The sequence below is a fragment of the Fibrella aquatilis genome, from assembly GCF_017353255.1.
GTDB lineage: Bacteria > Bacteroidota > Bacteroidia > Cytophagales > Spirosomataceae > Fibrella > Fibrella aquatilis.
In genome coordinates this window covers 165,938-189,000 of record NZ_JAFMYU010000003.1, presented here as the reverse complement: position 1 = coordinate 189,000, position 23,063 = coordinate 165,938, and the positions used below count along the sequence as shown (strand labels likewise).

Here is a 23,063-nt window from a genome sequence, read left to right as displayed (position 1 = left end):
GGGAGTTTAGTGAGCGGCATCAGTTGTCGGAGAATCGCGTAAACGCGGCGGTGTCGGCATCGTCGTCGGCCAGCTGCATGGTGATGGAGGCCACCAGCGCTTGGATGTAGGGGCGGGGCAGGCTACTCACCAGCCCGAAGGCCAGTTGCTCCGGGCTGATGTTGTTGAGGGCCACCATGCAGCCCGACGTGCCGGGCGTAGGGGCGTTTTCGACGGTGGCCACGATGGCGAAATGGGCCATGCGGGTCTGCATCTGCGGCTGAAACGAGTGAATAACGGTCGGCACATTGACCTGAATGGCCTCGCTCAGGGCCAGCATCATGGCTTTTTGTTGGGCGTCAGTCATGGCTAGTCGGTGAGGTGGTCGCGGGGAATGACGTCGGTTTGGCCCTGGGCCATGAGCAGGGTGCCAATGGCCACCATCAGCGCGTCGGCAAAGGCGGGGCTTTCGTTCACCAGGGCGTAGGCCAACTTGTTGACACCGAGAGACTGGATGGTGAGCAGGTAGTTGTGGTTCTCACTACCCGGCTGCTGATCGGGCAGGTCAGCCAGGTCAACGTAGACGAGTGACTTCACGCCGGCATTGGCCAGCTTAGGTTCGGCGGGGTAGTAGGCCTGGGCATTGGCGGCGCGGCCCAGGGCGGCGTTGATGCCGTCGATGTAGGTCAGGCAGTCAGACTCGTTACTCAGGTGGAGGGGGGCAAGGGGGGGGGCTTCCATATAGCGTTGGGGGGGTTGGTGCAGGAACTACCGGTAAGGGTCGGGTACCGCGCAGAGGGCGGCGGTCAGGTGCATGGCCAGCTCGGTGGCGAAGTCATAATGGTAGCCCACCAGATACTTGGCCATATCGGCCAGATCCAGGCCCTGGGCACCCACGAAGGCGGCAATGTCACCGGGTTCGGCGCTGTATTTCAAGGGGATCAGCGGCACGTAGACGAACATGGCCGGGCGGGGCTGCACCGTGCAGTCGTTGCCCACCAGCGGCACCTGGTGCGCAGCGGCCACGGCGGCGGTGAACCGGTCTACGTAGGCGCGTTGCTGCACCACGTCGCCCAGGTCGAGCATGGGAAAATCAAAGCTGTTGGTGGGCTTGCTAGGCATGGCGGCGGGGGCGGAAAAGCCAGGTAATGAGGTTGTTAGCCCAGATCAGCAGGGGCAGAATGGGTACCATCAGCAGCAGCAGCAGCAGGGCCACCAACGCCACGTCGTGCAGGGTGTCAGGCTGGTTTTCGTTCATTGGTATTGGTGCTCACTGGTTGGGTAGATGGGGTTGGTAGTGGGTCGGCCTGCACGTCGGTTACGGCGGCATCCGATGGGGTAAAACGAGGCTTGAGTTTGGCCGCTTGCGCGGCCTGGTAGTGTTCCAGGGTTTTGGTGATCACCTGGCCCATCAACAGCAGCACGTCGCCAAACAGGCGGTCTATATCTCGATTCAGTCTGTTCATGCATGGGTACTTCTGCGGATGTGAAAAACAAAGCAGCCCAGTAAAAAACACGTCTCCCGGTAGCCTAATGCGTCACTGCGTTGGTTGCAGACGCCAAACCCCATCATGGGCGCCACTGACGCAGACCACTCAAGAACCTTATCTGGTTGGCCATGATCCATACGGTAGGTCTCCGAATAGCCCACCCTGGGCAATTGAATACCCGACCACACATAGGCAGCTAGCAACAGGCTTTCCAGCCAATTAAAATTCATGAGCAATGCGGCCACGGCGGTCAATACATCATTCATGAGCCGGTCATTGAACTACTGTTAGTAAGCATTTCTCTTAGGTTGGTAGTATCGGGGGTAGTGGGTAAGTTTGAAGTGATCTCTGACAATCATACTTCTCACTGAACACCACATACCCCCAATGACGTTGAAAGAAAAGAAGCCACTTGCCTGGCGCGTATTTCAAAAAGGTGAACCCATTCCTGGTAAAAATCCCGATCTGCACCGGTTGGATGCCTACGGCACGTTGATCTATTGGCCCCATCACGGCAAACCATGGGAGATGGGTTGGGAGATCGACCACCGCAAGCCACTCAGCAAGGGCGGTTCCAACAACATTCGGAACCTGCAACCCACCCACTGGAAAACCAACCGGCAAAAAGGCGCTACCTATCCCTTTGGTATCGAGTCGGTTGACCCATTACCCGTTAGCCGCTTGCTCAAGCCCGCCCGAAAGCGGAAGTAGGTCCTCACGCCACACGTAGGGATTAGCTGGCGGAATGGCCACATCAACGTGCTGACGGAACTCATCAGCCAGCCGCTGAACAATCTGATTGGCCGCTTCCATGTTATGGTAGGGGGATAAAACCACTTCGGCTTTTACTTTGATCGAATTGTCGTCAATCCGTACCGTGAGGATTAAATCATCCCTACGCGGTTGACTTCGATCTGGCTTTTCACTACCAGAATCGTTATTTTGCATAAAATGGATAGCGGTGAAATTGTGCGTTCACTCAGTTTAATGACCGTTTAGCCTACTGGCGGGCTTTCGTGGGGAACCCTGGAGGCGTTATTTGCGTCATTGTTGATGCAATGATAGTAGTAATTATTTATTACTTCCTAATTTTGCCTGTATTTTTTTTACTATCTCTTCTTTCTTTCTAACATGGAACAAATCATCTCATCAGACCTCGGATACCGGCTGAAGCTCTTGCGGCAAAAGCTAGGTGTTACGTGTTCGCAAACGGCGGAGGAAGCCGACATACCATTGCCGGTCCTCAGAAAAATTGAGCAGGGGCACACGGCCAACCCTGGCTTCTACGTAGCTGAAAAGCTGGCTAAACGGTATAAGGTCAACACTAACTGGTTGATCCTTGGTGTCGGTGATATGTTCACCGATAACCACAGCCTGGCGGCGGAGGTCGATGAGCTTAAAGAAGAACTCGAGCGCAAGGAAGACTTGTTGACCCAGTTGCACAAAGCCTTCGTCGAACTACGAAAAAAGATAAAGCGCGTGGCGTCCCAGCCTGACGTGAATACACCCGATTCGGGCATTTTTCCCGACATTTGGCCACGTCAGCGCCCACGTGCGGTTACGAACCTCTCGTAACATGCTGGTAATGAACTGGTTTCTATAGGGGGTATGAGTCCCTCTCTCTCTGCCCCAGCCCCGCTAACCTTGTTGGCGGGGCTTTTTGTTGGGCTGTTTAGGCAATTTTACTAGCTCAGTAAGGTTTTGAAGTCCCCCAATGCGGTTGTATATTTGATTTATTACATTCAGAAGTTCACTATGGCGCAGATCACTAAAACTCCCACTTCGGACAAATCTGTAAAACTGCCCCAAGTGGGCAAACGAAAGTCCCAGCGTGTGCTCTTAAACACACCAATGAAAAAGTACATCGTTCACCACGATCCCACTCAATGGGATGAAGATATGATGTCGGCTGGTGAGACCAACTAACGCCTGATGAGTAAGCTCCTACTAGACACAATCACATTTGATTTTCTACTAACGGATCCACTAAAAATTCCTCTCAAGTCACGCCTTGAGATTGATCGTGCCGACGCAGTTTATTTATCAGTAGTTAGTCTATGGGAATTGGGCAATCATGTGCGGGACGGAAAATTTCAGGTTTCAATCAACTTTGAACGTTACTTCAAGAAAGCTATACGAGTGCATGGCCTTACACTCCTGCCAATCCAATGGGATGCACTCGAATACCTCAGCAGCTTCGCATATCAGTCTGTTGATACACTCTACGAAAAAACCATAAATGGAGAGTCTGTGACAGGAATAAAGAAGGCCTTGCACAAAGACACCTTCGACCGCATGTTAATCGCTCATGCGTTGACTGGTCAACTACAAATAGTTTCACCCGATTCGCTATTTCCTTTCTACAAATCACTGGGATTGAACGTGCTCTGGAAATGAAAGCAGCTGTAAGTTTTCAAGCCATTGCTTTTCGCTGGCCCACGCTGTTGCTTATAACTTGGCTGCCTGCTGTGGCGTTGGCGCAGCCGCGTTGCGCTGAGCGGGTGCCGTTTACGCCCGTGAGTGTGCCTAACCGGGTGGAGTGGAGCAAGTTCCCCGCGTTTTCCCTGCCCGGCTCGTTCACGCTCATCTACGGCGGCCCCCGACTTGATGGCGACACGGGCGGGCCGCTTTCGCATGGGTCCACCCACCTCACCCAGCCCCGCCAGGCCGAGAACGTTCAGCGGGGGCAGCGGGCACTGGAGTACTCCGGCTTTGTGTACGGCCTGAATCAGCCATGGGAGACCCTGGAAAGCCCCTGGGGCAACGATCTGGGCCTTTATCGGGCGAAATGGACGGCCTGGTTGCGGGAGCAATCGGGTGGACAGACCAACGCCGCCGGACAGTTTGTGCTCCCCGCTGACATCCTGATGGTGGACCTGGAACGGGTGCTGGAAACCGACGCGGCGATTCTGCGGCTAAAGCAAAACACAGCCACGCCCACCGCCTACCGCAGCCTCTCAGATACCGATTTTTTGCGGCAATACAAAAAAGACATGACCGCGCTGTATGCCCTGGGGCTGCAATTTCTCCGCGAAAAAGCAGACTTGACGCGCACAAAACTAAGCACCTACAGCGACGTACCCATCCGCAACGCCTACGCCAACGTGGTGGCTAATGCCTGGACCGACTGGACCACTAACCCCGCCCGGCTGAACTTCCTGACCGCCGACAGCACTGGCCTGCGCTCCGGTGGACCGTTCTACAACCAACTCGATTTTCTGAGTCCGTCGAGCTATTACTACTACGATTACCCTAACCCGCTGGCCCCCGATTTTTTGGCCTACTCGCTGTTTCAGGTCGAAGCTAACCGGGCGTGGAGCCAAAAGCCGGTGATCCCGTTTGTCTGGATGCGGTTCCACGACTGCTGCGGCAATAACCCCAACTTTATCCCGGCCAACATGGCCGAAGCCACGGCTATTTTTCCGTTTTTTTCGGGGGCCAAGGGACTTTGGTTCTGGGATCAGCTCAACCTGGCTACCACGCGGCAGGACGTTCACGCCGCCTATGAACACTTCATTCACGGCCTTTACCGCCTGTCGCAGTTCAACGGGCAGTTTGCGGGTAATTATGAGCTGGTGATCGAAACGCCCGCACGCGATCTGATGGACGCCCGCAAGCCAGTCTGGCGGGGCGTGTTTAATCAGAACAAGCTGCTGGTGGCAGCGCATAATCCCTATGCGACTGACGGTCAGACCACTACGCTTCCTATTTCGTACAAAAGTTGGCAGGGCAGTATTACCCTCACGGGCCGCGAAATTGCCCTCTGCCAGTATGACCTGAGCCTGCTGACTACCGAAACCCCTACCCTACCCGACCTGAATATATACCCTAACCCCGCTCGAAACGAGATCATCGTCGAGACGAAACAATCCGATCCAGTCGCGCTAATAGACATCCAAGGGCGGATTTTGCGTCAGATTCCGAACATTTCGGGACCGCTTCGCCTTGATATAAGCACCCTCCCCGCCGGACTGTACCTCATCCGCAGCGGAGGGGTAACGAAACAGATTATAGTTGAATAATGAGTTTAATGTTCAATGTCTAAAGTCTAAGGTTGCTCCGTCAGACATGGGCGGAGCAACCTTAGACTTTAGACATTGAACATTAAACTCCCCTCCCTTCCCCATGAACAGACTCGCCAACGAAACCAGCCCATACCTGCTTCAACATGCCCACAACCCCGTCGACTGGTATGCGTGGGGGGACGAAGCCCTGCAAAAAGCCATCGAGGAAGACAAGCCCATTCTGGTAAGCATTGGCTATTCGGCCTGCCACTGGTGCCACGTAATGGAGCGCGAATCATTTGAAAATGAGCGGGTTGCGCAGCGTATGAACGAACTGTTCGTGTGTATTAAAGTAGACCGCGAAGAGCGGCCCGACGTTGATGCCATCTACATGGAAGCCGTGCAGGCCATGGGCGTGCAGGGCGGATGGCCGCTCAACGTGTTTCTCATGCCCGACGCCAAACCCTTCTACGGCCTCACCTACGCCCCTGCCCAAAACTGGTTCAACCTGCTGGGTGGCGTGCGCGAAGCGTTCGATAACAACCGCGATCAGCTTCAGCAGTCGGCAGAGGGGTTTGCCGAGCATTTGAATACGTCGGAACTGGCGCGGTTTAACCTGACGAATGGCGACCCGATCTTTGCGCTGGAAACTGTTGAGACCATGTACCGAAAACTGGCCACGCGCTTCGATACGGAAGACGGCGGCACGGGCCGGGCACCCAAGTTTCCGATGCCGTCGATCTATGGGTTTCTGCTTCGCTACGCCGACCTCACCGGCGATGCCTCGGCCTATAACCAGCTGACGCTCACCCTAAACCGCATGGCGCTGGGCGGCATCTATGATCAGATTGGCGGTGGCTTTGCGCGGTATTCGACAGATCGGCACTGGTTTGCGCCGCATTTCGAGAAGATGCTCTACGACAATGCGCAGTTGCTAACGCTCTACAGCGAGGCCTATACCCTAACCGGAAACGCACTCTATCGCGACACGGTCTACGGCACGGTCCGGTTTGTGGAGCGCGAACTGCTCAGCCCCGAAGGTGGCTTCTATTCGGCCTTAGACGCTGATAGTGAGAGAATTGAGGGTAAATTCTACACCTGGTCAGCTCAGGAATTACAGACTATTTTAGGTGATGATTTCGAGTGGTTCGAGCAGCTGTATACGATCACCGATGAGGGGAACTGGGACATTGGGCACGGTCATGGGCGGACGAATATTCTACACCGGACCGAAACCAACCCCGCCTTCGCCGATCAGATGGGATGGACGGCCGACGAACTAGCCCGGAAACTGGCCGATGCCCACCAAAAGCTCATGGCCGAGCGCGACAAGCGCATCCGCCCCGGTCTGGACGACAAGATGCTCTGTTCGTGGAATGGCTTGGCCCTGAAGGGATTAGTAACGGCCTATCGTGTGTTTAACGAACCCGATTTTCTGCAAACGGCCCTGCGACTGGCGTTTTTCATCCGTCAAAAACTGACCGACTCGCGCAATGGCGGGCGGCTGTGGCATAGCTACAAAATGGCCCCGAATAACATGCCTGGACGCGCCAAACAACTCGGTTTTCTGGAAGACTACGCCGCCGTAATCGATGGCTACCTGGCCCTTTATCAGGCCACATTCAACGAAGACTGGCTTACCGAAGCTGACCGGCTGGCGCAATACGTGTTCCTGCATTTCGATGATGTGAACCCCACTGCCGACGAGAAAAAGGATAGTCCGCTGTTCTTCTTCACCGACAAATCGGGCGAGGAACTGATAGCTCGCAAGAAAGAGGTATTCGACAATGTAATTCCCGCTTCGAACTCCATGATGGCGCATAACCTATTCACCCTCAGCCTATTGCTTAACCGACCGCAGTATGCCGAGCGGGTGGATCAGATGCTGGGTCACATTCAGGCGTTGCTGGAAGGGCAGGTATACGATCTCTCGAATTGGGCCGCGCTGTATACGATGCGGGTGCGGCCCACGGCCGAAATTGCCCTGGTGGGGCCAGGTGCGCAGGCATTCCGGCAGGAGATCGATGCCCGCTTCTTTCCGAACAAAGTGCTGGCCGGAACTGAGAGCAAGAGCGCCCTGCCCCTACTCGAACACCGCACACCTATAGACGGCCAAACGGCCCTCTACGTCTGCTACAACCGCGCCTGCCGCCTGCCCGTCACTAGCGTGTCGGCCATGTGGGAACAGGTTTCGTGACTATACCGTCGCGTTGATGATGCTGACTAAATCAGCGGGGGAATAGTTGACGCTTTTGAGGGTTTTGCGGTCGGCGTCGCGGAAGACGAGGTACTTGCCTTCCGATTCGACGTAGTGGCAGGGTACGCCCTTGCCCGTATATAGCGCCACGGTGGCTTCGGCCTCCTCAACCGTCAGGCACGCCTTGCTCATATTTGACCGCTGCACTTCGTCGAAGAGCATTTTGAACGAATCGCCCAGGCCAAATTCAAGCACGGCCCCAGCCAGTACATACTGTAAATCGCAGAGGGCATCTGCAATTTCGACCAGGTTATTATCGGCAATAGCCACGCGTAATTCTTCAAGTTCTTCGGTTAATAAAGCCACGCGCAAACCGCAACGGGCTGCGGAAGGAATTTGGGGTGTATCGAGTACGGGGGCGTGAAACGTGCGATGAAATTCGGCCACCGCATTGAGAGCATCGGGTGAAGTCATAAATAGTAAAAATACGGTCAAAAATTAGCGGGGAGTAGATTCGTCTTAATCAATTTAATGGCAATAGCCAGCAGGATAATACCAAATATTTTGCGGAGTACATTCAGTCCGCCGGGGCCAATTCGGTCTTCCAGCCACTCCGACGATTTCAGGACAACATAGATCAGTACCAGGTTCAGGACAATGCCAACTAGTATATTAACCGTCTGATATTCAGCCCGCAGTGAAATCAACGTGGTCAGTGTACCCGCCCCGGCAATAAGCGGAAACGCGATGGGCACAATGTGGGCGGCCCCGTCGGCTTCGAGTTCCGATTTGAAAATGGTACGTCCCAAAATCATTTCCAGGCCAATCAGAAAAATAATCAGGGCACCCGCTACGGCAAACGAAGCCACATCGACACCAAATAATTTCAAAATACGTTCGCCCAAAAATAGGAACGTAATCATTAATAATCCCGATGCAAACGTGGCTCGTTCAGCCTCAATTTTGCCTACTTTTTTTCGTAAATCAATTAACACTGGCAAAGAACCAAGTATATCGATAACGGAAAATAAAATAAGCGTAACGGAGATTACTTCTTTAAAAATAAACATGGCGGCTAGTGTAGGTGTAGTGGTGAATAGACAGATCGGTTAAGCCGTGTTTAAGCCTAGTCTTGCCAAAATGGGGTCAACGCTGAAGTGTTCGATAGAGGGCAGGTGGATCGTGTAGGCGTCGTGTTGAAGCTGGGCGGCGTAGGTATCATTGAAAAAGTAGCGACCGTATTTGATCACGTAGTTAAGAATAAAGAACCGATACGCTTCGGGCAAAAAGCGGATTTCGCGCTCGGTGAGGGGATAAATCTGGTGATACTCTTCCAAAAACCAGCCAAAGCGCTCTTCGGCCAGCGGGCCTATGTAGTACGAAAAAACGGTCCGGTCGCCGGCGTCGGAGCAGACACGGCTGAAAAAGTAGAAGTCCAGTACCCGGTAGCTGATGCGGAACCAGTCGTAATCCCAGCGCGAAAACAGTTTCAGGTCGTCGGTGACGGAGAAATTGCCAATGTTCCAGTCAACGAAAACGGGCATGGTCTCCACGGTTTTGGCTACTAGCTTTTGTCGGTTTTCGAGAAACAACTGGCAGTGATGCCGGATAACGTCGGCATGGGCGTGGTGCTCGGCCTGTCCGGCTTCGGTGTTCAACAGGTCGAGCAGCCCCTGAATGTCGGAGCGCAACGTTTTGGCATATTTGGGCAGCACCGACGACGCCCGCGCACAGGCCAGATGGAAGCGGGCCATTTCGGCACCGAGCCTGCGGATATCCGTTTCGTCGAGGCGGCGGGGCAGGCGGTCGAGGGTGCGGATGGGGTTGTAAAACACCACCCAGGCATCTACGGGGCCATCCTGATGGCGGTAAATAAACACCTGCCCGTTTTTCATCAGCGACTTGGCCAGCACGTTCTCGAAGGGGTAAAGCAGGTTGTTGGCCAGGGCGTGAATGATGCGGTGGTCGTCTTTGAACTGCTCGAATTTCCCAAAAAAAGACAGCTTGGCAATGACGCGGTCGCCCCCGTCGAGGGTTATGCGGAAGACGTGGTTGGTCGAGACCAGGGCGCTGATGTCGTCTACTTCCTGCACCGACCGGCTCGGATCAAACGCCGCCCACGCCTGCCTGATGATGATTGGATAATTGATGAAGGTCATTGGGAAGGATGTCTAAAGTCTGATGTCTAAAGTGGCTTCGCCTAAGCGAACTGCTCTACTTGGTGGAGCGACTTTAAACATTAGACTTTAGACATTGAACTCGTTTTTAAACTATCTCAAAGTACCGCCGGAGTTCCCAGTCGCCTACCTGGCGGGCATACTGGCGGTGCTCCCAGTCGCGGGTTTGGCAGAAATGAGTAACGAAGCCCGCGCCGAATAGTTCAGCGGCAACGGGCGAGGTGCGCATGAGGTCGGTGGCATGGCGGAGGTTGGGGGCAATGCTACCGTTAGTGGTGTTTTCGTAGCCGTTGCCGGTGGTTGGGGGCGTGGTCAGTTCCAGCTTGTGCCGGATGCCGTAGAGGCCCGACGCCAGAGCCGCGCTCATGGCCAGATAGGGGTTGGTGTCGGCACCCGGCACGCGCATTTCCACGCGGGTGTAGGCCTCGGCATGGTTCAGCACGCGCATGGCCACGGTCCGGTTGTCGAACCCCCAGGTAAGCGTGGTGGGTGCCCAGGCACCTTCTACCAGCCGTTTATAGCTGTTGATGGTGGGGGCGTACATGGGCAAAATATGAGGCAGGCAGTGCAGTTGCCCGGCAATATACTGGTGGGCCAGGGTACTTAGGTTATTGGGTTGGGTGGCGTCGTAGAATAGGTTTTTCACCCCGTCAGCAGCACCGGTTGGGGTCCAGAGGCTTTGGTGAATATGGCCACTGCAACCGGGCAGATCGGCGTTCCATTTGGCCATGAAGGAAGCCACCAGTCCGTGCTTATAGGCAATTTCTTTCACCGCCGTTTTAAACAAAATCGCCTTGTCGGCAGCGCGGAGGGCGGAGTCGTGGTGAATGGCCGCTTCATACACACCCGGCCCGGTTTCGGTGTGCAGGCCTTCAATAGGGATACCAAACCGGGTGAGCAGGTTGAACAAATCATCGGTGAAAGCCTGGGCCAGAGCGGGGCGCAGAATCGAGTAACCAAACATGCCCGGCGTAAGGGGAACAAGGTCTCGAAAACCCTTCTGTTGCAGCGTTTGGGGCGTTTCCTGAAACGTGAACCACTCGAATTCCTGCGCCATTTCGGCCCGGTATCCCATGCTGTCGGCCTGGCCGGCCACCCGTTTCATCAACGACCGCGGGCAAGACACCAGGTCACTAACAGTGTTGGTGGCTGACGAAAAATCGGCCAGAAAAAACGGCTTGCTATCGGCCCAGGGCTTTTCGCGGAAGGTGCTGAGGTCGATGCGTACAGGGCGGTCGGGGTAACCAGTATGCCAGCCGGTGAGGGTAGCGTTGTCGTAGGCGGCGTCGGCGCTATCCCAGCCGAAGACCACGTCGCAGAAGCCATAACCATCGGCCAGTCCCGCCCGGAACTTGTCGAGGCTGATCACCTTACCTCGCAGCACCCCGTCGATGTCGGCGAAGGCGAATTGGATAGCAGTAGTGCCCTGTTCATCAAATTGGGCCAGCAGTTGAGGAGCGTCCATGGGGGCAAAGGTAGTTTTCAGTCTTTTGTTTACTGTCTTCTGTTGGCTTGCGCAAGCAATTCTCTCGCGCAAGCCAACAGAAGACAGTAAACAAAAGACTGAAAACTACCTTTGCCCCCATGTTTTCTCTTACACCTACCGGCACCACGGGTGTCCATTACGAAATTTTTGTGCGGTCGTTTTATGATAGTAACGGCGATGGTATTGGTGATTTGAATGGCGTTACCAGCAAGCTCGATTACCTCCACGACCTCGGCATCCGGGCCATATGGTTCATGCCCATCAACCCCTCGCCTACTTACCACAAATACGACATTACCGACTTCTACGGCATCGACCCCGAATACGGCACGCTGGATGACTTTCGGCGACTGGTGAGCGAAGCGCACAACCGGGGTATTGCCGTACTCATGGACCTGGTCATTCACCACACCAGCATCCGGCACCCGTGGTTTCTGGAAGCTAAAAAAGGTCCTGACAACCCCTACCGGGCGTTTTATAAGTGGCTGCCTCCTGCCGAAATCACCCGCCGCAAGCTCGCTACCCGCGACATCACCGCTGATTCAGGCGAACGTAGCCCGTGGCATTATGCGCTGGGCGACGATACCAAAAACCCCGCCACGGAAAAGTATTATGGCATGTTCTGGAGCGGTATGCCCGACCTGAATTTCGACCATCGGCCCCTGCGCGAGGAAGTGTATAAAATTGCCCGGTATTGGCTGACGGAGGTCGGCGTAGATGGCTTTCGGCTCGACGCAGCGCGACATTTGTATCGGGAAAGTGAGGAGCCTAAGAATCACCAGTTCTGGGAAGAATTCGGGCAGGTGGTGCAGGTGGCCAAACCCGGTGCCTACCTCGTGGGCGAAGTCTGGACCCGCCCCGACCGCGTGGCCCCGTACTTCCGTGGATTGCAGGCCAATTTCAATTTCGATCTGGCGCTGGAACTGGAAACGGCCATCAACCGGAGCACCGATTCGGGCGACCTGATGTCGTTTCTGGCCGATACCCACGCTGCCTACGCCACCGCTAATCCCGATTTCATCGATGCTCTGATTCTGTCGAACCACGACCAGAACCGCATTGGCAGCCTGCTCAACGGCAACATCGACAAGCTGAAAGTGGCGGCTAACCTGCTGCTGACCCTGCCGGGTAACCCGTATCTCTATTACGGCGAAGAGATCGGGATGCTGGGCCTGAAACCCGACGAGTACATCCGCGAACCGTTCCTCTGGGACATGGGCAAACAGGATTCCCACCGCGCCCGCCTTGGGGCAGGTCGCCCGGCCCGCTACAGTACCAGCCGCACGGTGCGGCCACTGGCGCAGCAACAAAACGACCCCCACTCGCTCTATTCGCATTATAAACGGCTCATCGCGTTTCGGAATGGCCATGCCATACTCAACGACAATCGCAGTCGGCTTGTGCTCACGGGCATACGGCAGCGGGGCATCGTGGCCTTCGGGCGACAGTCGACAGGTGGGGCGCGGATACTGGTGCTGCATAACCTCTCGGCCCAACCCATCGACGTAGTTTTCTCACCCGACGAGGCAGGTTATCGGCAGCTCATTTTCTCCACAACTACCGGTGCACGCGTATTGGATGCTGGCGTGCGCGTGCCGGGGTATGGGTGTGTGGTGATGACATAAAAGGAGGAGGAAAGGAGCGGTCCGCCGTCGCGGAAGGCAGGAACGGAGGAAAGGTATAGCTGACGCCAGCGTAGTTGATTTTGCATCAGCCATTCCGTTCCTCCGCTCCTGCCTTCCGCGACGGCGGACCGCTCCTTTCCTCCTCCTTTTCCCTATATTTGCCAAATCGTCGCCCTCGCTGCGCCCCATGCCGCAACTCAGTACGCGCCACCTGCTTGGCATTAAAGACCTGACCCAGACCGACATCCAGCTTATTCTGGAGACGGCTACTCAGTTTAAAGAGGTCATCAACCGGCCTATCAAGAAGGTACCTTCGCTGCGCGACATCACCATTGCCAACGTTTTTTTCGAGAACTCCACCCGCACCCGACTATCGTTTGAACTGGCCGAAAAGCGCCTGTCGGCCGACGTAGTAAACTTCTCGGCATCAGGCAGTTCGGTGAAAAAAGGCGAGACGCTGCTCGACACGGTTAACAATATCCTGGCCATGAAAGTGGACATGATCGTGATGCGCCACAGCAGTCCCGGTGCGCCGCATTACCTGGCCAGCCGCATTCCGGCCAACGTAATCAACGCCGGCGATGGCACCCACGAACACCCTACCCAAGCCCTGCTCGACTCGTTTTCGATGCGTGAAAAACTGGGTAACCTCGCCGGAAAACGCATCGCCATCATCGGCGACATTACCCATTCGCGGGTGGCGCTGTCGAACATTTTTTGCCTGCAAAAACAGGGTGCCGACGTGATGGTGTGCGGCCCTACCACGCTCATTCCCAAACATATGGCTGCGCTGGGTGTGCGCATTGGCCACGACGTGCGCGAGGCTCTGGCCTGGTGCGACGTAGCCAACGTACTGCGCATTCAGCTGGAGCGGCAGCAGATCAAATACTTCCCCAGCCTGCGCGAGTACAGCCTCTACTATGGCATCAGCCGCCAGATGCTCGACGAGCTTGACCGGCCCATTGTGCTCATGCACCCCGGCCCCATCAACCGCGGCGTAGAACTCACCTCCGATGCCGCCGACTCCCCCCACAGCATCATCCTCGACCAGGTAGAAAACGGTGTCGCCGTCCGCATGGCGGTGTTGTATCTGCTGGCGCAGGAAAAGTAAATTAAGAATTAAGAATGCAGAATTAAGAATGGGCTGACACTCCTATATAATTAAGCCGACTCATTCTTAATTCTGCATTCTTAATTCTTAATTTCCATTGGCTCCGTCATGTCCGAATTTCGGATCAGGACGATGTACTGAAAATAGTCGGTCGTGGGTGAGGCGGGGTTGAAGTTGAGTTGCTGCTCTTTGGGCATAAAGGGTGAGTAGGTAACGTGGGGAGGCTGCCGCCCTGCCTCGGTGTCAGTGAGTTTAAACAACGTCGTGGTATTGGGGCGACTTTGGGCGATTAGGCTGTCGATGCCGCTCACCTTCATCATCTCGCCGTTGTCGTTGAACTTGTCAATGCGGGTGAATGCTTTGCCTTTATCTTGCCAGAACGGCGGCAGGTACTGCGTCGGCAGCATGGAGTAACTATCCACGTACCGGCATACCAACGATACTACTTTGCCGTGCATCGGCAGGGCAGATTCATTGACCAGTGTGGCGAAGGGTTTACCACTGCCTTTGGGTACGCCCTGCAAGACGTGGTAGAACCCCCAGAAGCCATATAACTTTTCATTGCCAAGCTTCAACCGACCGATGGCCTCCCGGAAATTAGCGAAGATGGTTTTCTCGCGACTTTTGATAGTTTTTCGGTACACCAAACCCGTAAGCGTAGCTTGTAATTCAGCTATGTTTTCTGTACCAACAACCTTGTAGTCAGGCGGATATGTAACTAGGTTGGCCATCCATTGCTCGGCGAAAGGGGCGGCAAGACTGTCGGGACGTTTGGGGTAGGCTGTCAACACCGCCACGATGGAATCGCGCAGGGGCAGGTTGCGGGCGGGGCCGTTATTGGCGGTTAATTCCAGCAGTTGCTGCGCCACCAACGCCCGGTCCTGCACCGCATCGATACCCACAAACCGAATGCGTTTAGCTTGGCGCAGGGTCTGGTTATACGCCCGGATAGCCTGAATTTTCCGGTAGAAATCGCGGTTGCCCCACTGCGCCTGATTGGCAACCCATGACCGGAACACGAGCCGCAACGTGCTGTCATTACCCGTTTGTAAGTATTGGTTCAGGTAATAGGCTTTGGTCGGGTCTACTTCGGCGATGTAATACCGAACGCCCACACGCTGATTCAGGTGTTTCAGCAGGGCCAAATCGACCTGTTGCGGTTTCTGATAGCCGTGAACCTCGCCTAACAGAAACAGTTGGTTGTCGTAAAACGCCTTATCGAACAAAGGGAAATCGGGTACGCCTTGTTGCAGATTAATTTCCTGCTTGGGCATCGGCGTGGCGGGCTGGGCCAGGGCTGAGAATCCGGTTAGTAGTAAGCTAACGCCCAATCCAACCTGTTTGGTTTTTGTCCAAAACGTGGGCAGAAGCTCCTGATGCCACCGCCAGAGCATCCAGGCCCAGCCCGTTGCCAATAAACTCATTGCAACGGGCTGGGCCGTGAGTTTTATGATCATGACATCGTGCAGACAGGCTGCCACCAACACTGAACGGGTGCGCTCGGCGGCGTTGCCCAATCCCCACGATCCTAGTATGAACACCAAAACGATAGCCCAAACTGGTGCAGACCCAAATACCCCATGCTCAAATACCCCTTTCAGATCAGTCATAATCGTGAAGTGCCATCCCAACCAGAGCGGGGCCGTGATGCCCACCCGCCAGGACGTTGGTAGCGGGCGCAGCGCGTTATGCAGAAATCCCCGCCAGCCTGCCTCTTCCACGATGCCATACAGCACGCCCGATAGCATGACCAGCCCGCCGAAAAGATGCGGGTCGATACCACGTTTGTTGGCTACGCCAAACAGACACCCCAACCAGAACGGCAGACCAACAAAGAGCAACGTCCGCCCCGGCGACGTACCCAGCACCGACACGGTCAGGGCTACAGACGGGAAGAAATGGCGGCAGATCAAGGCCGCTCCAATCGGGCCAAGTCCGAAGGTAAAGATGGTGTGATAGGGCAGCCAGCTTTCGGTGGGGTTGGGCACGTTCCGCAACGCAAATGAGATAGCGCAGGCAAGAGCGTAAAAGCAGACAACGGCGGACCAGTTTACGGCACCAAATGCGGCGCGGGTGGCGGCAGGAAGGAGGCGGTTCATGGCGGTTCAGTCAGTTTATTAAGCGATGACTGACAGCAAAGGTGATGGGGCCACGCCCTCTGCACAACCCATTGGGATGCACTACCCATTTGTGGGATAAACTGCCTAAATCGGGGCGAAATGACCGTTTTAGGGATATCTGGGAAGGGCTGCCAACTTGCTCATGCGGTCATCGAAGGCCGGTACGTAGGTGCGCGAAACGGGAATGTCTTGTTGCGAACCGCTCATTGTGAGTTGGTAGCCCCGGCTGTTGCCGGTAGTGTGGCTAACGGCCCGCAGGTTCACCAGAAACGCCCGGTGGCACCGAAAAAACTGAGGCTGATCGGCAAGGGCGGCTTCTACGTCTTTCAGGGTCGAGCGCAGGATGGTCTTTTGCGGAAACATGAAATTCAGCCAATGTACCTCCACGTAGTTCCCCACCGACTCAATATAAATCAACTGATTGGGCAACAGACTCAGCCGGTCTTTGCCTCCCTCGCCCGTGAGCAAAATGCCTTTGGGCAGTTCGGGGGTAGCGGGCGGGGTTGTTTTCACAGATTCGTGGAGCCGGTCGAGTTGGCTGTTCAGTTGCTGGGCCTGGGCGAGATTCCGGTTCAGCCGCCGTTGTTCGGCCACCATCACCCCCACGCTGATGGGAAAAAAACCCACCGCCGTAACGATGGCGTACATAGCCCCAAACGACGGCCCTTTTAGCCCAAATAGCCAAGAAATCAATTGATTAGCCGTCGTAATGCAGAGCAGTACCCACAGAATATGCAGGGCGTGGCGGCCCACCGTCCAGCGGTCGTCGTCGTAGAGGATGGGGAGCAGCAGGGGTGGCAGCGTGTTTGCCAGCAGCGAGGCGACGACCACCCCCAACCCAAAGCTGCCGTAGAGCAAGTAAGGGTTGTAGGGATTGGTGTTGGTCCCCGTAAATACGATCAGGAAGACGAACACATAAAACCCCGCAAGCAGCGACAGCCGGAGTTGGGCGCGAACACTAAAATCCTCGTAAAGCGGCCTGTTTAGGAAAGTACGGAGGGTGGAAAGCATGGGTGAAATTAATGTACAATGTATAATGAACAATGTACAATGGCGTTTGCTTTTGAGTACCGCAAGCGCCATTGTACATTGTTCATTATACATTGTACATTGTTCCTTGTTCATTCAACGATGCAAAACTCCTCCTACCGCACACCTGCCATTTTTCAAACTATTCCCGGCCTCATTGCGGCTGAGAGTACGCGCCATGGCGGCATTAGTATGGGGCCATACGCCAGCAACAACCTCGGTATTAACACCGACGATGACCCCGCCCACGTAGCCGAAAACCGGCGGCGATTTCTGGCAAACTGGCAACTGACCGAAGCCGACCTGGCGTCGTCGTATCAGGTGCATGGTACGGCCATCCGGGTGGCTTTGCAGGGCGAACGTACCCACGGGTTCGACGCGCTCATTACCAACAAGCCCGGCCTGCTGGTGGGCGTGACCGTGGCCGACTGTACGCCTATTCTGGTCTACGACCCCCAAAATAAGGCCGTAGCCGCCATCCACTCAGGATGGCGGGGCACAGTGGGCGGCATCGTAACAGACACACTGGCCTTGATGCAAACCGAATTTGGTACCAACCCCGTCCACTGCCTCGCCTACGTGGGTACGTGTATCGACGATTGTAACTTCGAGGTCAGCGACGACGTGGCTGCCCAGTTCGCCCCCCACCGGCAGCGCCCCGCCAGCCAGCCCGGCAAGGCCTTTGTAGACCTAAAGCAGGCCAACGCCGATCAACTCCGGGAAGCGGGTGTTCCCGAATCGCAGATCGAGCTATCGCCCTATTCCACGGTGACGCACAACACCGATTATTTTTCCCACCGCCTAGAAAAAGGCATCACCGGCCGGATGTTGGCGGTTATTGGAGCAGTATGACAGTATGCAGTTCGACAGTATGTAGTATGCAGTGGGGCTAACGCTAGAGGATGTGCTGGCGCCGAGACGTCGGACCGCAGCCCCACTGCATACTACATACTGTCATACTGCCTTTTCTCCCGTTTATTTCGTTACTTAGTGTGGCAGTAATTCAATCGAGTTTAGTGGTTATATAGACACACCTATTCCAGTTTATGTACACTCCCAATTTTGGCGGCGAAGCCCGGACCATCGTTTCCAGTACCGTCAATCAGGCGAAGGGGCGGTTTTTTACGCGGCCCGGCGTACGGTCAACGATCCTGTATTTTCTGGCCGTGATCCTGGTCTTTGGCCTGGTCGGTTTTTTGGCCCACGCCATTGTTATTAATGAACTCCTGCCCGCCACCGTTGATGTGGGGTTGTGGGTATACCTTATCACCTTGACGCTGATACTGCTGCTGGGCATGATCCACGCCAACGTGCAGTCATCGGTATTTAAGTGGGTGAAGCCCAACGACTATTTCATGGGTACCATTATGGTCCTTATTGTGGGGCTGGTAGGTAGCCTGACGCTCTTTTTCCTGACCTATACCACCAAATGGTTCGACTCGCTCAACGCGCAGGAGTTTCGCGGCAACGTGCGGCCACTCACCAGCGCCATGATGGCCTTTCCGCTGCCGTATTTCATTGCCTGGGCCTACGAAGCCTACGAGCGTATTCCGCCCAAGATTTACAAAATCTGGAAATACAACCCCCTCATTCGCCTGCCCAACCTCACCGAACGCGACCGCAACAACACCAAGGTGGTCACGTTTGTGCTCGACGTGAACAACAACGAACCTAACCCCTATGACATGCGCTCGAAAATTCCCGACGTGATGCTGGTAGGCGACGGTTTCAAGCTGACTATTGACGAAGACAACCGCAAGAACCCTAACCGGATGATTCAGATTGCCAACCCGCGCGGTGAATTTTTCGAGTGGTATTTCTACATCCGTCGGGCCTGGTATAAGCCCTACCGCTTTGTGGACCCCTACAAAACGGTGGAAGAAAACGCCCTTCGCGATGGCGACCGGATCATTTCGCGCCGCCGCAACCCCGTGCCCACACCCGGTCGGGTGCCGGGCAGTGGCCTGTCAAACGCTGGGGGACCGGGCGGTAATGGTGGCTTCGGCAATGGGCAGCCCTTCGGTAGCGCACCGGGCCGTTGAGCCAGCCATGCCAGGCTTGGTTTGCCGGGTAAAACAGTGTTATTTGCCCAGAGAAGGGCAGCAAACGGCTTTAATCAGCCCTGTTGCTGCCTTTTTTTGTCTTATCAAAAACAACTGACAACATGAATCGTGCTGACTTTTTGAAGCTCGCCTTTGGGGCTGGCTTAGGTATAACCGCCGCCGGGGCTGGGTTTGCCCGTGGCCTGGGACAACAGCCTGCCGGGCCATTCACGCTGGCTCCTCTCCCCTATGATGCCGGTGCCCTGGAACCCCACATCGATAAGATGACTATGGAAATCCACCACGGCAAGCACCACAAGGCCTATGTTGACAACCTCAACAAGGCCGTGGCCGGTACCGACATGGCCAAGATGGCCATCGACGATTTGGTGAAGAGCGTAAACGCCAGCACCCCCGCCGCCGTGCGCAACAACGCGGGTGGCCACTGGAACCACACTTTCTTCTGGAACATCATGTCGCCGAAGGGCGGTGGGCAACCCAAGGGTGCCGTGGCCACCGCGATCAACAAAAAATACGGGTCATTCGATAAGTTTAAGGAAGAGTGGGCCAAGGCCGCCACGGGTCGTTTCGGGTCGGGCTGGGTGTGGCTTATCAAGACCGGCAGCGACGTAGAGATCATCTCGACACCCAACCAGGACAACCCCCTGATGGCCCTCGCCGAAAAGAAAGGCACCCCCATTTTGGGCCTCGACGTGTGGGAACATGCCTACTACCTCAAGTACCAAAACAAACGCCCCGACTACGTAGCCGCCGCCTGGAACGTGTATGATTGGGATAAGGTGGAGAAGCTGTTTTCTTAAAAATTTACGATGTACGAATTACGATGTACGATTTATTGCTGACGCGTCAGCTTACGCAAAAGTGGGCTGACGCGTCAGCAATAAACCGTACATCGTAATTCATAATTCGTAAATTTTAAACCCCTACTGGGCTTATTTCCATGGGCAGATACACGTTGAAGGTGGTGCCTTTGCCTACTTCGCTATCGATGGAAATAGTGCCTTTATGGTTCTCTACAACCTTTTTTGAGGTGGCCAGCCCAATACCTGAGCCTTCGAACTGCTGCCGCCCGTGGAGGCGATTAAACAACCCAAACACCTTATCGTAATTGGCCTGATCGATACCTATACCATTATCCTGTACGCTAATCAGCGCGTAGATAGAGTCGGCAGCGGTGGCCAGACTCGGCACATTTGGTCCTTCAACAATTTGCGCCGACAGGGTAATCAGGGGTGTTCGGTTGATGGGGACGAACTTCAACGCGTTGGTAAGTAAATTCTGAAACAGCTGCCGCAACTGTTGCGGATCGCCGGGGATGATGGGCATTGGCGGTTTCAGTCGAACCACCCCCTGTCGCTCCTGAATAAGCACGCTCAGGTCAGCAATGAGGTCGTTGAAGAGGTCTTCCAGGTGCACCATGCCAGGCTGCTGTTTCTGCTCGGCGCTAAGCCGGGCGTAGGCCAGCAACGACTGTATGAGTGTGCTCATCCGGTCGGCAGCCGACTGCATGCGGCCAATCATATCTGCTCCCTGCTGCCCAATAGCCTGACCGTATTGCGACCGCAGCAGGTCGCCAAAGGATTTTATCTTGCGGAGGGGTTCCTGCAAATCGTGACTGGCCACGTAGGCAAACTGCTCCAGGCTCTGATTGCTCCGTTGCAGGGCTGCGTTGCTCTGAATGAGCGCCTGTTGCTGCCGGTACTGCTCAGTCACGTTTCTAAATACTACCAGAATCATCACCACGGCCCCCACGTCATTAAACACCGGCCCTACGTAGACCTCGCTGCGCCAGCCCCCCCAGTGGTCGGAGAAAAAGTGGGCTTCGCCGTTGCGGGCCGTGCCAAGGTAGTTACGCCAGTCCTCACGAAAGTCGGGCTGTACCATGTTTTCCAGCATCTCGCCAGCCAACTCGTCGGGGTTGGTGTTGTCGAGCAGGCCGGGCAAGACGCCGCTGGCAGTGATGATTTTCTTGAAAAAATCGGTCACGATCACGCCCATCTCCGGCACCGTAGACGACAGGGCTTTAAACAAGATCGAGTCGCCCAGCAGCGCCTGGCGGGCACTCCGCAGCTCGGTCACGTCAGTGAACGAAACCACGGCCCGCTCGCCGTCGCCCACTGGCTTCACGGTCATGTCGTACCAGGCGGCGGTGTTGTTTCGGCGAATGTGATAGAAAAAGTCCTGCCGGTGGGGCTGACCAGTCTCAATCACCCGCCCTACGATGTCCCACAGGTTGGTGGTCATCGACTCTGGGAAAAGCACGTCGACGGTGTGTCCCAGCAGTTGATCCCGGTTAAGTCCCAGGGTCTGTTCTGTTTTGGCGTTGACCAGCACCAGCCGCAGGGTGCGAATGGGGGGGCGTTCGTCGTTGGCTTCCACCGCATCCTGTGGCTGGTGCTGAGCACGGCGCTGGTCAGTATCACGAACGGCTTCATAGATAATGATGCCCGTTGGCGACTGATCGAGTGCCGCCTGCATCAGTGCCAGCGATGGTACCTCGTTGGGATGTAGCGTTTCGATAGACCGTTGTTTCATACGTTGAATGGCCAGGGAATCAGCGTAGTGGCAGGTACTCGCAGGAAGGCCACCAATCCCAAAAACAGGTAATAATCTGGTAATGTTTTTTGGGGGCGCAAGTTATCAGGCTAGTGTTTGGGTTAGGGGCCGTTCAGAAACATTCCATCGCTTTTTGTACTTTTGAAGCCAAAAAATCATCTCGCTGTCATGACTGACTTATCTGACTATAACGAAATTCCCTCGCTCGATCTGGCCGATTTTTTGTCGGACGATGCCACCCGCCGGGCTGATTTTGTGCAAAAACTGGGCAACGCCTTCACCAACATCGGTTTTGTGGCCATCCGCAACCATGGCCTCACCGATGACCTCACCACCCGGCTGTACAGCTCAGCGCAGTCGTTTTTTTCGGCTCCCGACGAGGTAAAGAAAAAGTATGAACGCCCCGACCTCAACGGGCAACGCGGCTATATCGGCAAAGGCAAAGAAACCGCCAAAGGTTTTAAAGTGGCCGATCTGAAGGAGTTTTACCACGTGGGTCAGCCCGAACCCGAAGGTGATATGCCCGCCAACGTACTGCCCACCGAGTACCCCGATTTTAGCGAAAACACGCTGGCAACCTACCGCATTCTGGAAAATACCGGCAAGACCCTGCTGAGGGCCATTGCCCTCTACCTGGCCCTGCCCGAAACCTATTTTGAAGACAAAGTGCGCAACGGCGACAGTATCCTGCGGGCACTCCACTACTTCCCGCTCGACCCCAACACCACCCCCGACGGGGCCGTACGTGCCGCCGCCCACGGCGACATCAACCTCATTACGCTGCTGATGGGTGCCTCGGCCGACGGCCTGGAGGTGCTCCGCCGCGACGGGCAGTGGATTGCGATTACCGCCCTGCCTGACCAGATCATCGTAAACGTGGGCGACATGCTGGACCGGCTAACCAACCACCGCCTGAAATCGACCATTCACCGGGTGGTGAACCCGCCCCGCGAAAAGATGGGTACCTCGCGCTACTCGATCCCGTTCTTTATGCACCCCCGCGCCGACATGAACCTGGCCAGCCTGCCCGACTGCGTAAATGGGGAAAACCCCAAACTTTATTCAGACATGACCGCCGGCGAATTTTTGAACGAGCGCCTGTTGGAATTAGGACTGAAAAAGTAAGTTCAAGGTTCAATGTCTAAGGTCTAAACGGTCCGCCGTCGCGGTTGCTCCGCTTGCTACAGTAGTTCGCGGAGCAACCGCGACGGCGGACCGTTTAGACC

At 55.4% G+C, this 23,063-nt stretch carries 26 protein-coding genes; 12 read left to right on the top strand and 14 right to left on the bottom strand.

Annotated features, from left to right (window positions below; genetic code table 11):
* Nucleotides 1-19: 19 nt before the first annotated feature.
* From J2I48_RS04985 to J2I48_RS04960, 6 genes are read right to left on the bottom strand one after another with little or no spacing between them, the layout of a single operon-like run.
* Nucleotides 20-346, bottom strand: a complete 327-nt coding sequence (locus J2I48_RS04985; RefSeq protein WP_207334302.1) for a hypothetical protein — start codon at nt 344-346, stop codon at nt 20-22.
* A 2-nt stretch (nt 347-348) separates the two neighbouring features.
* Nucleotides 349-720 carry a hypothetical protein gene (locus J2I48_RS04980; RefSeq protein ID WP_207334301.1) on the bottom strand — a complete coding sequence of 124 codons (372 nt, stop codon included), beginning with the start codon at nt 718-720 and terminating at the stop codon, nt 349-351.
* A 27-nt stretch (nt 721-747) separates the two neighbouring features.
* On the bottom strand, nt 748-1,101 hold the full coding sequence (locus tag J2I48_RS04975) for a hypothetical protein (RefSeq protein ID WP_207334300.1): 354 nt from the start codon (nt 1,099-1,101) through the stop codon (nt 748-750).
* Nucleotides 1,094-1,237, bottom strand: a complete 144-nt coding sequence (locus J2I48_RS04970; protein ID WP_207334299.1) for a hypothetical protein — start codon at nt 1,235-1,237, stop codon at nt 1,094-1,096. Before J2I48_RS04970 ends, J2I48_RS04975 begins: the two co-directional genes overlap by 8 nt.
* Nucleotides 1,218-1,445, bottom strand: a complete 228-nt coding sequence (locus J2I48_RS04965) for a hypothetical protein (RefSeq protein WP_207334298.1) — start codon at nt 1,443-1,445, stop codon at nt 1,218-1,220. Before J2I48_RS04965 ends, J2I48_RS04970 begins: the two co-directional genes overlap by 20 nt.
* Nucleotides 1,442-1,735, bottom strand: coding sequence for a hypothetical protein (locus J2I48_RS04960; protein WP_207334297.1), 294 nt, complete (start codon nt 1,733-1,735; stop codon nt 1,442-1,444). Before J2I48_RS04960 ends, J2I48_RS04965 begins: the two co-directional genes overlap by 4 nt.
* A gap of 121 nt (nt 1,736-1,856) precedes the next feature.
* Here J2I48_RS04960 and J2I48_RS04955 point away from each other — a divergent pair, with 121 nt between their 5' ends.
* The gene (locus J2I48_RS04955) at nt 1,857-2,180 is read left to right on the top strand and encodes an HNH endonuclease signature motif containing protein (RefSeq protein WP_207334296.1); all 324 of its coding nucleotides are present in this window, start codon (nt 1,857-1,859) and stop codon (nt 2,178-2,180) included.
* Here J2I48_RS04955 and J2I48_RS04950 read toward each other — a convergent pair.
* A complete protein-coding gene (locus tag J2I48_RS04950) occupies nt 2,136-2,417 on the bottom strand; it encodes a hypothetical protein (protein ID WP_207334295.1) in 282 nt (93 codons plus the stop codon). The genes J2I48_RS04955 and J2I48_RS04950 overlap by 45 nt on opposite strands.
* Before the next feature lie 183 nt (nt 2,418-2,600).
* Between J2I48_RS04950 and J2I48_RS04945 the strand changes: the two genes are divergently transcribed.
* From J2I48_RS04945 to J2I48_RS04925, 5 genes are all read left to right on the top strand, one after another.
* Nucleotides 2,601-3,044 (top strand): helix-turn-helix domain-containing protein, encoded by a 444-nt coding sequence (locus J2I48_RS04945; protein WP_207334294.1) that lies wholly within the window; start codon nt 2,601-2,603, stop codon nt 3,042-3,044.
* 180 nt (nt 3,045-3,224) lie between these two features.
* A complete protein-coding gene (locus J2I48_RS04940) occupies nt 3,225-3,395 on the top strand; it encodes a hypothetical protein (protein WP_207334293.1) in 171 nt (56 codons plus the stop codon).
* 6 nt (nt 3,396-3,401) lie between these two features.
* The gene (locus J2I48_RS04935) at nt 3,402-3,866 is read left to right on the top strand and encodes a type II toxin-antitoxin system VapC family toxin (protein WP_207334292.1); all 465 of its coding nucleotides are present in this window, start codon (nt 3,402-3,404) and stop codon (nt 3,864-3,866) included.
* Entirely contained in the window at nt 3,863-5,491 is a 1,629-nt protein-coding gene (locus tag J2I48_RS04930) for a T9SS type A sorting domain-containing protein (RefSeq protein ID WP_207334291.1), read from the top strand. Before J2I48_RS04935 ends, J2I48_RS04930 begins: the two co-directional genes overlap by 4 nt.
* Before the next feature lie 103 nt (nt 5,492-5,594).
* Nucleotides 5,595-7,670 (top strand): thioredoxin domain-containing protein, encoded by a 2,076-nt coding sequence (locus J2I48_RS04925; RefSeq protein WP_207334290.1) that lies wholly within the window; start codon nt 5,595-5,597, stop codon nt 7,668-7,670.
* On the opposite strand, the gene J2I48_RS04920 is transcribed toward J2I48_RS04925, so the two are convergent.
* From J2I48_RS04920 to J2I48_RS04905, 4 genes are all read right to left on the bottom strand, one after another.
* Nucleotides 7,671-8,144 carry a pyrophosphohydrolase domain-containing protein gene (locus J2I48_RS04920; RefSeq protein WP_207334289.1) on the bottom strand — a complete coding sequence of 158 codons (474 nt, stop codon included), beginning with the start codon at nt 8,142-8,144 and terminating at the stop codon, nt 7,671-7,673.
* Between the two features lie 17 nt (nt 8,145-8,161).
* Nucleotides 8,162-8,740 (bottom strand): MarC family protein, encoded by a 579-nt coding sequence (locus J2I48_RS04915; protein ID WP_207334288.1) that lies wholly within the window; start codon nt 8,738-8,740, stop codon nt 8,162-8,164.
* A 39-nt stretch (nt 8,741-8,779) separates the two neighbouring features.
* Nucleotides 8,780-9,829 carry an aminoglycoside phosphotransferase/kinase family protein gene (locus J2I48_RS04910; RefSeq protein ID WP_207334287.1) on the bottom strand — a complete coding sequence of 350 codons (1,050 nt, stop codon included), beginning with the start codon at nt 9,827-9,829 and terminating at the stop codon, nt 8,780-8,782.
* Nucleotides 9,830-9,935: 106 nt separating this feature from the next.
* Entirely contained in the window at nt 9,936-11,312 is a 1,377-nt protein-coding gene (locus J2I48_RS04905; protein ID WP_207334286.1) for a glutamine synthetase family protein, read from the bottom strand.
* Nucleotides 11,313-11,431: 119 nt separating this feature from the next.
* On the opposite strand from J2I48_RS04905, the gene J2I48_RS04900 reads away from it, so the two are divergent.
* The gene (locus J2I48_RS04900; RefSeq protein ID WP_207334285.1) at nt 11,432-12,958 is read left to right on the top strand and encodes an alpha-amylase family glycosyl hydrolase; all 1,527 of its coding nucleotides are present in this window, start codon (nt 11,432-11,434) and stop codon (nt 12,956-12,958) included.
* Between the two features lie 187 nt (nt 12,959-13,145).
* Complete coding sequence (locus J2I48_RS04895) at nt 13,146-14,069, top strand: aspartate carbamoyltransferase catalytic subunit (protein ID WP_207334284.1); 924 nt, start codon at nt 13,146-13,148, stop codon at nt 14,067-14,069.
* 80 nt (nt 14,070-14,149) lie between these two features.
* Here J2I48_RS04895 and J2I48_RS04890 read toward each other — a convergent pair whose 3' ends face one another.
* The gene (locus tag J2I48_RS04890) at nt 14,150-16,168 is read right to left on the bottom strand and encodes a CPBP family glutamic-type intramembrane protease (protein ID WP_207334283.1); all 2,019 of its coding nucleotides are present in this window, start codon (nt 16,166-16,168) and stop codon (nt 14,150-14,152) included.
* Nucleotides 16,169-16,297: 129 nt separating this feature from the next.
* Nucleotides 16,298-17,200 (bottom strand): LytR/AlgR family response regulator transcription factor, encoded by a 903-nt coding sequence (locus J2I48_RS04885; RefSeq protein WP_207334282.1) that lies wholly within the window; start codon nt 17,198-17,200, stop codon nt 16,298-16,300.
* Nucleotides 17,201-17,320: 120 nt separating this feature from the next.
* Here J2I48_RS04885 and pgeF point away from each other — a divergent pair, with 120 nt between their 5' ends.
* The 3 genes from pgeF (at nt 17,321) to J2I48_RS04870 (ending at nt 20,081) form a co-directional block, all read left to right on the top strand.
* A complete protein-coding gene (pgeF, locus tag J2I48_RS04880) occupies nt 17,321-18,070 on the top strand; it encodes a peptidoglycan editing factor PgeF (protein WP_207334281.1) in 750 nt (249 codons plus the stop codon).
* Between the two features lie 194 nt (nt 18,071-18,264).
* Nucleotides 18,265-19,260 carry a TssN family type VI secretion system protein gene (locus J2I48_RS04875; protein WP_207334280.1) on the top strand — a complete coding sequence of 332 codons (996 nt, stop codon included), beginning with the start codon at nt 18,265-18,267 and terminating at the stop codon, nt 19,258-19,260.
* 122 nt (nt 19,261-19,382) lie between these two features.
* Nucleotides 19,383-20,081 (top strand): superoxide dismutase, encoded by a 699-nt coding sequence (locus J2I48_RS04870; protein ID WP_207334279.1) that lies wholly within the window; start codon nt 19,383-19,385, stop codon nt 20,079-20,081.
* Between the two features lie 115 nt (nt 20,082-20,196).
* Here the strand turns inward: J2I48_RS04870 and J2I48_RS04865 are convergent, their stop codons facing one another.
* Entirely contained in the window at nt 20,197-21,816 is a 1,620-nt protein-coding gene (locus J2I48_RS04865) for a sensor histidine kinase (RefSeq protein ID WP_207334278.1), read from the bottom strand.
* A gap of 189 nt (nt 21,817-22,005) precedes the next feature.
* Here J2I48_RS04865 and J2I48_RS04860 point away from each other — a divergent pair, with 189 nt between their 5' ends.
* Nucleotides 22,006-22,962 carry an isopenicillin N synthase family dioxygenase gene (locus J2I48_RS04860; protein WP_207334277.1) on the top strand — a complete coding sequence of 319 codons (957 nt, stop codon included), beginning with the start codon at nt 22,006-22,008 and terminating at the stop codon, nt 22,960-22,962.
* Nucleotides 22,963-23,063: the final 101 nt, after the last annotated feature.

Coding starts and splice junctions, on each gene's coding strand:
- J2I48_RS04985 (WP_207334302.1), bottom strand. CDS start 346: ATGACTGACGCCCAACAAAAAGCCATGATGCTGGCCCTGAGCGAGGCC.
- J2I48_RS04980 (WP_207334301.1), bottom strand. CDS start 720: ATGGAAGCCCCCCCCCTTGCCCCCCTCCACCTGAGTAACGAGTCTGAC.
- J2I48_RS04975 (WP_207334300.1), bottom strand. CDS start 1,101: ATGCCTAGCAAGCCCACCAACAGCTTTGATTTTCCCATGCTCGACCTG.
- J2I48_RS04970 (WP_207334299.1), bottom strand. CDS start 1,237: ATGAACGAAAACCAGCCTGACACCCTGCACGACGTGGCGTTGGTGGCC.
- J2I48_RS04965 (WP_207334298.1), bottom strand. CDS start 1,445: ATGAACAGACTGAATCGAGATATAGACCGCCTGTTTGGCGACGTGCTG.
- J2I48_RS04960 (WP_207334297.1), bottom strand. CDS start 1,735: ATGAATGATGTATTGACCGCCGTGGCCGCATTGCTCATGAATTTTAAT.
- J2I48_RS04955 (WP_207334296.1), top strand. CDS start 1,857: ATGACGTTGAAAGAAAAGAAGCCACTTGCCTGGCGCGTATTTCAAAAA.
- J2I48_RS04950 (WP_207334295.1), bottom strand. CDS start 2,417: ATGCAAAATAACGATTCTGGTAGTGAAAAGCCAGATCGAAGTCAACCG.
- J2I48_RS04945 (WP_207334294.1), top strand. CDS start 2,601: ATGGAACAAATCATCTCATCAGACCTCGGATACCGGCTGAAGCTCTTG.
- J2I48_RS04940 (WP_207334293.1), top strand. CDS start 3,225: ATGGCGCAGATCACTAAAACTCCCACTTCGGACAAATCTGTAAAACTG.
- J2I48_RS04935 (WP_207334292.1), top strand. CDS start 3,402: ATGAGTAAGCTCCTACTAGACACAATCACATTTGATTTTCTACTAACG.
- J2I48_RS04930 (WP_207334291.1), top strand. CDS start 3,863: ATGAAAGCAGCTGTAAGTTTTCAAGCCATTGCTTTTCGCTGGCCCACG.
- J2I48_RS04925 (WP_207334290.1), top strand. CDS start 5,595: ATGAACAGACTCGCCAACGAAACCAGCCCATACCTGCTTCAACATGCC.
- J2I48_RS04920 (WP_207334289.1), bottom strand. CDS start 8,144: ATGACTTCACCCGATGCTCTCAATGCGGTGGCCGAATTTCATCGCACG.
- J2I48_RS04915 (WP_207334288.1), bottom strand. CDS start 8,740: ATGTTTATTTTTAAAGAAGTAATCTCCGTTACGCTTATTTTATTTTCC.
- J2I48_RS04910 (WP_207334287.1), bottom strand. CDS start 9,829: ATGACCTTCATCAATTATCCAATCATCATCAGGCAGGCGTGGGCGGCG.
- J2I48_RS04905 (WP_207334286.1), bottom strand. CDS start 11,312: ATGGACGCTCCTCAACTGCTGGCCCAATTTGATGAACAGGGCACTACT.
- J2I48_RS04900 (WP_207334285.1), top strand. CDS start 11,432: ATGTTTTCTCTTACACCTACCGGCACCACGGGTGTCCATTACGAAATT.
- J2I48_RS04895 (WP_207334284.1), top strand. CDS start 13,146: ATGCCGCAACTCAGTACGCGCCACCTGCTTGGCATTAAAGACCTGACC.
- J2I48_RS04890 (WP_207334283.1), bottom strand. CDS start 16,168: ATGAACCGCCTCCTTCCTGCCGCCACCCGCGCCGCATTTGGTGCCGTA.
- J2I48_RS04885 (WP_207334282.1), bottom strand. CDS start 17,200: ATGCTTTCCACCCTCCGTACTTTCCTAAACAGGCCGCTTTACGAGGAT.
- pgeF (WP_207334281.1), top strand. CDS start 17,321: ATGCAAAACTCCTCCTACCGCACACCTGCCATTTTTCAAACTATTCCC.
- J2I48_RS04875 (WP_207334280.1), top strand. CDS start 18,265: ATGTACACTCCCAATTTTGGCGGCGAAGCCCGGACCATCGTTTCCAGT.
- J2I48_RS04870 (WP_207334279.1), top strand. CDS start 19,383: ATGAATCGTGCTGACTTTTTGAAGCTCGCCTTTGGGGCTGGCTTAGGT.
- J2I48_RS04865 (WP_207334278.1), bottom strand. CDS start 21,816: ATGAAACAACGGTCTATCGAAACGCTACATCCCAACGAGGTACCATCG.
- J2I48_RS04860 (WP_207334277.1), top strand. CDS start 22,006: ATGACTGACTTATCTGACTATAACGAAATTCCCTCGCTCGATCTGGCC.